This is a genomic window from Jiella sp. M17.18 (assembly GCF_041027365.1).
In the GTDB taxonomy this organism is placed as follows: Bacteria; Pseudomonadota; Alphaproteobacteria; order Rhizobiales; family Rhizobiaceae; genus VKMB-3413.
In genome coordinates this window covers 1-9,216 of the sequence record NZ_JBFTEH010000031.1, presented here as the reverse complement: position 1 = coordinate 9,216, position 9,216 = coordinate 1, and the positions used below count along the sequence as shown (strand labels likewise).

Annotated in this window: 9 protein-coding genes; 6 read left to right on the top strand and 3 right to left on the bottom strand. The window is 65.4% G+C overall.

The features are described 5' to 3' along the window. The 3 genes from AB5S17_RS23095 to AB5S17_RS23085 all read right to left on the bottom strand — a co-directional run. A partial coding sequence (locus AB5S17_RS23095; RefSeq protein ID WP_369243536.1) for a transposase occupies nt 1–393 on the bottom strand: 393 nt, incomplete at its 3' end. After that, nucleotides 362–1,216 carry an alpha/beta fold hydrolase gene (locus tag AB5S17_RS23090; RefSeq protein ID WP_369243537.1) on the bottom strand — a complete coding sequence of 285 codons (855 nt, stop codon included), beginning with the start codon at nt 1,214–1,216 and terminating at the stop codon, nt 362–364. The genes AB5S17_RS23090 and AB5S17_RS23095, both read right to left, overlap by 32 nt. 195 nt (nt 1,217–1,411) lie before the next feature. Further along, a complete protein-coding gene (locus AB5S17_RS23085; protein WP_369243535.1) occupies nt 1,412–2,347 on the bottom strand; it encodes a hypothetical protein in 936 nt (311 codons plus the stop codon). A 684-nt stretch (nt 2,348–3,031) separates the two neighbouring features. Here AB5S17_RS23085 and AB5S17_RS23080 point away from each other — a divergent pair. From AB5S17_RS23080 to AB5S17_RS23055, 6 genes are all read left to right on the top strand, one after another. Further along, nucleotides 3,032–3,874 carry a creatininase family protein gene (locus tag AB5S17_RS23080; protein WP_369243534.1) on the top strand — a complete coding sequence of 281 codons (843 nt, stop codon included), beginning with the start codon at nt 3,032–3,034 and terminating at the stop codon, nt 3,872–3,874. Between the two features lie 242 nt (nt 3,875–4,116). Continuing rightward, nucleotides 4,117–5,244: a hypothetical protein gene (locus AB5S17_RS23075; protein ID WP_369243533.1), complete on the top strand. Its 1,128-nt coding sequence runs from the start codon at nt 4,117–4,119 to the stop codon at nt 5,242–5,244. Nucleotides 5,245–5,554: 310 nt separating this feature from the next. Continuing rightward, complete coding sequence (locus tag AB5S17_RS23070; RefSeq protein WP_369243532.1) at nt 5,555–6,355, top strand: hypothetical protein; 801 nt, start codon at nt 5,555–5,557, stop codon at nt 6,353–6,355. Nucleotides 6,356–6,514: 159 nt separating this feature from the next. Beyond that, nucleotides 6,515–7,210, top strand: a complete 696-nt coding sequence (locus AB5S17_RS23065) for a DUF2817 domain-containing protein (RefSeq protein WP_369243531.1) — start codon at nt 6,515–6,517, stop codon at nt 7,208–7,210. 997 nt (nt 7,211–8,207) lie between these two features. Further along, on the top strand, nt 8,208–8,771 hold the full coding sequence (locus AB5S17_RS23060) for a hypothetical protein (protein ID WP_369243530.1): 564 nt from the start codon (nt 8,208–8,210) through the stop codon (nt 8,769–8,771). A gap of 155 nt (nt 8,772–8,926) precedes the next feature. Beyond that, nucleotides 8,927–9,085, top strand: coding sequence for a hypothetical protein (locus tag AB5S17_RS23055; RefSeq protein ID WP_369243529.1), 159 nt, complete (start codon nt 8,927–8,929; stop codon nt 9,083–9,085). The last annotated feature ends 131 nt before the right edge of the window (nt 9,086–9,216 follow it).

Sequence of the window (9,216 nt, the reverse complement as noted above, 5' to 3'; positions counted from 1 at the left end):
GCCGTAGAGATCGTGGAGATGCCCGACAATCTCCCGATTGCTCATGCCGCGGGCGTACATCGATATGACCTTCTCGTCGAAGCCCGGGAAGCGGCGCTGGTATTTGGCGATGATCTGCGGGGCGAAGCTCGACTGCCGGTCCCGCAGAACGGCAAGCTCGAACTTGCCGCTGTCGGTCGTGACGGTCTTCTTGCCGTAGCCGTTGCGGCCGTTGCCAGCAGCGTTCTCGCCAGCAAGATAATGGTCCATCTCGGCGTTCAGCGCCCGCTCGGCGAGCGCCTTCCTCAGGCCGTCGAGCAGGCCGCCAGGATCAAAGGCGGTCTTGGGATCGGCGCCCGACAGAAGCTGGTCGAGCAATGTGTCAGGGATGCTGGGTTCCTTGCGGCGGGCCATGGGGGATCTCCTTCGGTCCCACTATGCCCCGCCCGCAAACGGAATTCCTGACACTGCCGAGAAGCCAGCCCAGCGCCTCCTCGACACGGGATCTGTGGCTCCAGGGGATGAAGTGGTCCGCGCCCTCCACGACGGAGAGCTTCAGGCTCGGCGCGTTTCGCAGCCGCTCGCGGAGATAGCCGACATTGCCGAAGGGGACGAGGGTGTCGTTACTCCCGTGGACGATCGCGACCGGTGAAACGAGCAGCGGGAGCTTCTCCGACAAGGTTTCCAGCTCGCCCTTCAGCGCGATCAGTTCGGCATTGGCGACTGCCAGATGACCGGGAAGCGCCCGCCGGAATGGGCGGCATGCGAAGAGCGTCTGCAGGACGTGGACCGTCTCCAGGTCCGGGTCCGCCGCCGAGCCGATGAGCAGGATGCCCGCGATCGTTTGCCCCCTGTCCGCCGCCAGCCTGAGCACGACCGGGCCTCCGTAGGAATAGCCGACGAGGACCGGGCTCTTCGCCCTATGCGCATCGATGATCCGTCCGATCGCGTCGGCCTGATCGGCGAGGGCGACGACCGGTTCATCCGTCGGCGATGAGCCGAAGCCCGGCCGGTCTATCGCGATGCGATACTGGCCCTTCGGGACGTCGGAGAGAAAGCTCGTCCATTCGTCTGCCGAGCCCGGGCTTCCGTGGACGAACAGGACGAGCACGCCCTCCGGGCTGCCGGCGGACAGGTAGCTGATACGTGGGCATCCCGTGGAACCGGCAAGGACGTGCCGCTCGATCTTGCCCTTCGAGGCGGGAGGTGGATCGTTTCGAAGCCCGATCCCGGTCATCGCGATCACGCGCTCGCGCACGTTCCGGAGAGAAGACGGTGCGGCGCCGCGTGGTTCCCACAGAAGAGAGCGGGGAGGAATCGGCGGGCTTCCGCCGCGGCCGCCCTTCGCACCGGGATCGAGGTCCGGCCCTTTGGGGGCTGCCTGTCGCCGAAGGCGTCGGAGCCAGGATCTCAGCTCCATCGCTTCGGGTCCTCATCTGCTCGGTGGATACGATTGCCGCAGCCGTTCCTGGCGGATCTGCAGGCGGATCATCTGCGAGACCGAGAGCGGGCGAAAGCCCCTTCGGCGGTTTTCGTCGGCGATTTCGAACAGGGTTCGATATTGGTCCCAGAGGGTCCGGTAGGCGCGGGACAGTCGTGTTCTCGCGTCCCAGATGTGCAGCATCTCGGCCCCGGCGCCGTTCAGCTCGACGATCCGGAAGCCTTCGCCGCGCCGCAGTTTCCCGAGGTTTTCGAACCGAATATCGAAGCGGCCGAACCGGAAGCCGTCGATGTCCTGCGCGATCGCCTCGATCCGGCGCTCGAGCTCCGGCGTGATGTGTTTCGCGGCATCCCGATACACCGCGCCGACCCGGGCGCTCCGGGCCGTCGTGAGAGCGAAGATCTCGCCGGGCTCCAAGATCCTGTCCCAGCGTGTCGCATGCCATAGCCGATAAAGCGCGGCGTTGGCGCGCAGGACCACGTCCTCCTCGACCAGTTCGCCGATCGTCGAACGGCCGTCGCCCACGACGTGGGGCGGGTATGTCAGCGCCATGGAGCAGATGCTGCCGCGTGCCGCTCCGGGCCGGCGCGTATAGAAGATGCCGACCTCGCCGGCGAACGGCACCCATTGCTGGACGATCAGCCCCGCCTTCGGAGGGAGGGCGGCGATATAGGCGATCAGCTCCGCATCGGATCGAACCCGCTTTACGCCCCAGCCCTGATAGCCCCGGTCCGGCTTGGCGGCGACCGGATAGGTCAGACCTGCCGCCCTCATCGCCTCGGCAAGCCGCGCGAAATCGCCTTTCCCGGACGGGTCGCCGGCCGAGCGTTCGACGGTGACGAAGGGCGCGGTCCAGCGGAGGGCCTCGGCGCCGAAGAGGGAGAAGGTCTGCGCCTTCGACTCGCCCCAGAGGCCGCCGGCCTCCATCTGCGGGTTGGCGACGGTCGGCAGCGTCAGGCTCCGATAGCGCGCCGAGAGGAACAGCCACATGAGGGCGGGAGCGATATAGAAGACCTTGTCGGAAAGTCGGCGCTTGAAGGCCGGATAGCGCGTGTGTGCCGCCGGGGAGGGGATGTCGTCGTGCCGGGCCTGCCGTTCGCCGGCGTCCAACTCGGTGCGGCTCGCAAGGCTCATGGTCATGGGAAACCCCTTGGGTTGGTCGGCGAAGGCCTGATCGCGCAAGAGNGGAGGGGATGTCGTCGTGCCGGGCCTGCCGTTCGCCGGCGTCCAACTCGGTGCGGCTCGCAAGGCTCATGGTCATGGGAAACCCCTTGGGTTGGTCGGCGAAGGCCTGATCGCGCAAGAGCGAGAGCCGACGATCACGGACCGCGCGATCTGACAAAGCGCGTCGCTCGGCCGGATCCGGCCGCCAGGACGAAGCAGGCCTGTGCAAACTTCAGAAGCGGAAGGTAAACCGATGAACCTGTCGGTGCGGCAACCGTCCCGCCGCAGGACGTCGGCCTCGAGCCCGTCGCCTCGGCTGTCCTGAATGTCCGTCATCTACGAGAAACGACGGACAAGCTGAAAGCCGAAAAAATATACAAATCGGTAAAGTGACGTGACCAGCGCCCGCGTGCATTATTTGGGGCAAAAGCAACGTCGAGGTTCGAAGTGCGACCTGCCGTCCGTGTTTGTTCCGTCAGGACGCTTCGTCCGGCGGCCGTCGCCCTTTTTCTGCTGCTCACCGCCACCACCGCGAGTTCGGCGTCGGTCTTTCTCGAAGACCAGACGTGGACGGAGCTGCGCGATGCGATCGCGTCGGGGAAGACGACGATCATCATCCCGATCGGCGGCACCGAGCAGAGCGGGCCAGCGATCGCACTCGGCAAGCACAATGTCCGCGTGAAGATCCTGGCGCAGAAGATCGCCGAGACGCTGGGCGATGCGTTCGTCGCGCCGGTCGTTTCCTACGTGCCCGAAGGCAATGTCGATCCGCCGACCGGCCACATGAAGTTCCCAGGAACCATCACCATCGGCAAACGAACCTTCGAGGACCTCCTGGAGTCGGCCGCACGTAGCTTCCGGCATGCCGGGTTCCGGACGATCGTCCTGATCGGCGACCATGGCGGCTACCAGGCCGACGAGACGGCCGTCGCCGATCGGCTGAACCGGGAGTGGGCCAAGACACCGACGCGCGCCTATCCCGCGCGCATCTACTATTCGGACACGCAGCACGCATACGGGAAGGCGCTCCTCGCCGCCGGCGTGAAGCCGTCGGAGATCGGGACGCATGCCGGTCTTGCCGACACCTCGCTGATGCTGGCGACGGATCCCTCGATGGTCCGCATGGACGCGATCGCCCGGTCGAAGGGCTTCTCGGCCAAGGACGGCGTCTATGGCGGCGATCCCCGGCGCTCGTCCGCCCGGCTGGGGCAGATCGGCGTCGATCTGGTCGTCCGCGACACCGTCGCGGCCATCCGGCAATTCACCGCCGGCCAAGGCCGCGGCAAGTGAAGAGTTCGTCCTTGCGTTCGAGATGGGTGTTTCTGGTGGTGCCTCTGGTCTGGTCCCGGTTCACGCTCGCGGCCGAACCGGCCATCGTTCCGAACGCGCCGGAGGCCGCGACGACCCCCGCTTCGACGGCGCCGGTCCCGGCGCCTTCGACGGCCGCGTCGCCAGCGGGCACCTCAAAGGCGACGCCTGCAGCGGCAGCACCAGCGCAGACAGCCCCTTCGCCGGCCGCATCGACAGCGCCCGTGCCGCCGCCTTCGTCCGGCGCGCCGGCAGCCGGCGCGGCACAGGAGACGCCCGCCGAAAAGGCGCCGACTCCCGCAACGCCCACCCTCGTCGACATCTACAGCCGGACCGGTGCCGGGGACCTCAGTCCCGCGGTCAAGGATGCGCTTCCGCGCGTCTATGTCCCGAACCACTCGTCCAATTCCGTCACCGTGATCGACAGCCAGACCCTGAAGGTCGTCGACACCTTCAAGGTCGGCCTCGGACCCCAGCACGTCGTCCCCTCCTGGGACCTGAAGACCCTCTGGGTGACCAACAACGCCAGCCATACCCGGCGCGGCAGCCTGACCCCCATCGACCCGACGACGGGGAAGCCGGGACCCGCGATCCCGGTCTCGGATCCCTACAACATGTATTTCATGCCCGACGGCAGCTCGGCGATCGTCGTCGACGAAGCGCGCGAGCAGCTGGATCTGCGCGATCCCCATACGCTGGCGTTGAAGTCGTCGATCCGCACCCCGCACTGTCACGGCATCAACCACGCCGATTTCGCAGCGGACGATTCCTACGCGATCTTCACCTGCGAATTCGGCGGCGGCGGCCTCGTCAAGATCGACCTGAAGACGCTGACGGTCGTCGGCTACCTGCACTTCTCCAAGCGCAGCGCCCCGCAGGACATCCGGCTCTCGGCGGACGGCAAGGTGTTCTACGTCGCCGACATGATGAACGACGGCGTCTATCTGATCGACGGGAACAGCTTCAAGGAGGTCGGGTTCGTCAAGACCGGCGTCGGGGCGCACGGCCTGAACGTCAGCCGCGACGGCAAAAAGCTCTACGTCTCGAATCGGGGCACGCATCGGATGCCTGGTGGCCCGCACGGTCCCGGCAGCATCTCGGTCATCGATTTTGCGACCCGCGCGGTGGTCGCGACCTGGCCGATCCCCGGCGGCGGCAGTCCCGACATGGGCAATGTCAGCGCCGACGGCACCAAGCTCTGGCTCTCCGGCCGCTTCGACAACGAGGTCTACGCCATCGACACCGCGACGGGCGGCGTGACGAAGATCCGCGTCGGCGCGGAACCGCATGGCCTGACCGTCTGGCCGCAGCCGGGCCGGTATTCGCAGGGACACACCGGCGACATGCGCTGAGGGAGCCGGGCTCCCTTCGGGCCTGCGACGTCGTCCGTCAGAAAACGTGCATCGGGCCGAACCCTTCCAGACTTCCTCGGCTTCTCCGCGGAAGCTCGGAGCCCCGAGTCCTGCCTCCGCAATTTCCGAAACTTCAAGCGTCGCCGCGTTGCAGATCCGTAAGCTGACGGAAAGCTGACGTCGAGACTGGCTCCCTAGAACGGTGGCGCGATCGCAAGGGCATCGCGCCGTCGATCGCTGCTCGTCCCACCAGTCTTTCAGCAGGAAAGGGCCGTCTATGGCTTCTATGCAGCGAAGCAGCACGCGGGAGATGTTGTGCAAAGTCCCGGAAATCACACTCTACTTCTGGATCATCAAGATCCTGGCGACGACCGTCGGCGAGACAGCCGCCGATTTTCTCAACGTTAACCTCGGCTTCGGTCTCACCGGAACGTCTCTCGTCATGGGCGTCCTGCTCGTCGGCGTCCTCGTCTACCAGCTGGTCAAGAAGCAGTACGTGCCGTGGGTCTACTGGCTGACGGTCATCCTCATCAGCGTCGTCGGCACGCTGATCACCGACAATCTGACCGACAATCTCGGCGTCCCGCTGTGGATCTCGACCGTCGCCTTCACCGCGCTGCTCGCGATCACCTTCTTCGTCTGGCATGCCAGCGAAAAGACGCTGTCGATCCATTCGATCTTCACGACGCGGCGCGAGCTCTTCTACTGGGCGGCGATCCTCGTCACCTTCGCCCTCGGCACCGCCGGCGGCGACTTCGCCACCGAGGGCCTCAACTTCGGCTATCTCGAAGGCGTCCTGATCTTCGGCGGCCTCATCGCGGCAACCACGGTCGCCTACTACAGCAAGGTCTTCGGCTCCGTCCTGGCGTTCTGGATCGCCTACATCCTGACCCGCCCCCTCGGCGCCTCGATCGGCGACCTGTTGACCCAGTCCCCGCAGGACGGCGGGTTGGGCATCAGCGATTGGGCGGTCAACGCCGTCTTCTTCGCCGTCATCGTTGCCCTGATCGCCTATCTCAGCATCACCAAGGTCGACCAGCCGAGCGAAGAGGAGGGCGAGGCCAGGCGCCAGGAGTTCCTGGGCAGGAACCCCGCGCGAGCCAGCGCCTGACAGCAGCTGAAAGGACAGGACGGGACAGCCATCGGGGCGGCCCCGTCCTTCGACCCCTCCCAAGGAAGCCATGCAATGACAGCACGCGCATCCCACGGATCGCGAGGCAGGCTGCTGTTGCACCTGTCTTTGAGCGTCGCTCTAACAGGAGCGGCGACATTGTCCGTCTTGATCACAAACCCCGCCGAAGCAGCGACGTCAGGGCGGCAACTGAACGCCCGCTCGGTCGACGGGCGTTCGATCACGGCGAATATCTTCGGCGACGGCGCAAGCGCTGTTCTGATGATCGGCGGCATCCATGGCAACGAACCCTCGGGCGCGCGTCTGGTCGCGCACGTCCGGCGATGGCTCGCTCTTCATCCGTCAGCCTATGCGGGCAGGACCGTCGTCCTCGTCGCGAAGGCCAATCCGGACGGCCTCGCTCATCATACACGGACGAACGCTCGCGGTGTCGATCTGAACCGAAATTTTCCCAGTTCGGACTGGGGCACGAAGCCCCGTCGTAACGGCGACAACCCCGGTGTTCGGCCGGCGTCGGAACCGGCGACCCGGTTTCTGCTCAAGCGGATGGCGCGGTTCCGTCCTTGGCTGATCGTTTCCGTCCACGCCCCTTATCATCAGGTCGATATCGACGGCCCGGCAATGGCGGTGGCGCGGCGCATGAGCCGACATGACCATGATCGCATCACACGCAGCATTGGCTATCCGGTGCCCGGTTCGCTCGGCACTTACGCAGGCAAGGAGAAGCACATTTCCGTTGTGACGCTGGAACTCGGACGGCGGAGCGACCAGAAAATCTGGAGAGCCCAGAAGGCTGCGCTCCTCGCAGCAATTCGGCACCCCTGCGGCGCTTAGCCGACAGACGTCAGTCGGCCAGGAGAGCATCACCCGCTGCTGGCCGATGTCGGGAACGCCACCCGCGGAGATAACCAGGCATCGGCCGACGGGACGATCTTCGCGATTAGACGGCCGCTACCTCAGCCTCTTGCTCGATCAGGTCTAGAAGCGACTTCTTCGCATCGGTCATCGCCATCTTCGGCTCCAGGCTCAGGTTCGCAATCCGAACCCTACCGAAGATCGGCGACGGCCACCTCAGGGAAGCCGCTTCCGACACCACCTGTCGGGACACGACCCGTTGTGGTCACGTCCGTCGATGAGGTGTAATTTCGAAGTGGACCATGTCGGCGAGGCGGGGAGGCTTGTGCCCCAGCCCTATGCCTCGGTTTGGTGCATCAACCGATGCATCGGCGGCGAAAAGATTCCCAGCTGAGGGAATTCGGCCGTGAGATCGATAATCGAGGAGAAGCTGGCTGGGGAACCTGGATCCCCAGCCAGATAAAATCTAACCTTCTGCAACCCCTGGCGTTTCAGCCCCGGAGCCGAATGGGCGTCACCTCTGTGCCCTGGCAACGGGCATGACGTCAAGCGCGGCTTCAGCTCGTTCAAGGGGCAGCGGGATTATCCCGGGGCCGGTTTCCAGTTGTCTCGACGCCGGCTGCGATGGCGTGGGTCGGACGGGGCGATCATCTCATGCCAAATGCAGCCATAGCGGCGAGCATCGGGGCATCTGCTCCGGTCGGAACCCGGAAGAGCGTGGTAGCGGCAACCGAACGGGACGAGGGCCGATGGCCAACGCCCAGGGCGCAATCGAGGAATCCAGAAAATCGGTTGCATTTTAGACGAACGCTTAATGAGCCCGCAGGATACGAGCGGCATAGTCGTCTGATCAGAAAGGGGATCCTCAAACCAAGCCTACCTCCCGTGAACCGCGCCCCAGAAATCAAGCCCCTCTCCGCCGGGGGCGCGGCCGCCCCAGCGATGGGCGGTCGGCGGAGTGAACAGGAGGAACAACATGGTCAACGACCAGACGTGGGGGGTAACCCCGAACGATCAGGCCGTCCGCGACGCTGTGCGCACTCTCTATTACGCGATGAACACGACGGACGCGGCAACGACCGACCCGGTGGCCCCCTTCATTGGGGTCAACGAACCACCGACGCACGCGCTGTTCGTCGGCGGCCGTCTGCACGCTGTGCAGGTCGGCTGGAGCAAGCGGGATGCCGAGGAGATCCTCCGGGATCGGATTTGGGAGATCGTGGCTGCTCCGGAGCGCGTGAACTCGCCGCCGTTCGCAGCGGCGGAACTGGGGGCGATCCGGCAGGCCGTGGCCAAGGCGGAGCGCAACCACGACGAGACGGGGGTGCTGACGTACATGGCTCCGACGCTCGCGGCTGAAGTCCGCCGCATCGCCGGATGCGTCGTTTGGTCCGATTGGGTCCACGACTACGTCCAGACGGAACTGCGCGAGGGGCTCGCGGCGTCGATGACGGCGCTCGGTCCCGACCCGCAGCCGATGTCGCCGATGGAGATCGAAGTCGCGGCCAGCAGGGTCCGAGCGATCTTCAAGCAGCTCTAGCCTCAGCGGCAGACAAGAAGGGGTCCCGGCGACAGCGCCGGGGCCCCTTCGTTCGCAGACGCCACTCAGAGTTTGGATCGGCGTGGGTCCCGACGCCGATCGGCGCGGCAAACCACTGATCGCGTTGAAGCGGGTGGGTCACTACGTCGGGCCGAATGACACATTACGACCTGCAGCTCGAGGCCGTCTCGCTGACGACCGGCATCGAGCCCGAACGCCTGTGGCAGATTGAAGGGGGCGACATCCCGTCACCGGAAGAGCGGGCGGCGCTGGCGGGCGTTTACGGTGTCGAGGAAAGTTCACTGGACACCTAGTGACTCCCCTACGGAATTCTAGAGCGTTTCATAGGAGCTTTGAATCCGGCGATTCCGCCGCGGCTGGAAATGTGATTCAAGATGCTGGCTGGGTGGGAGGCCAGCATCGGATGGTCAGACCTCTTTCCAAT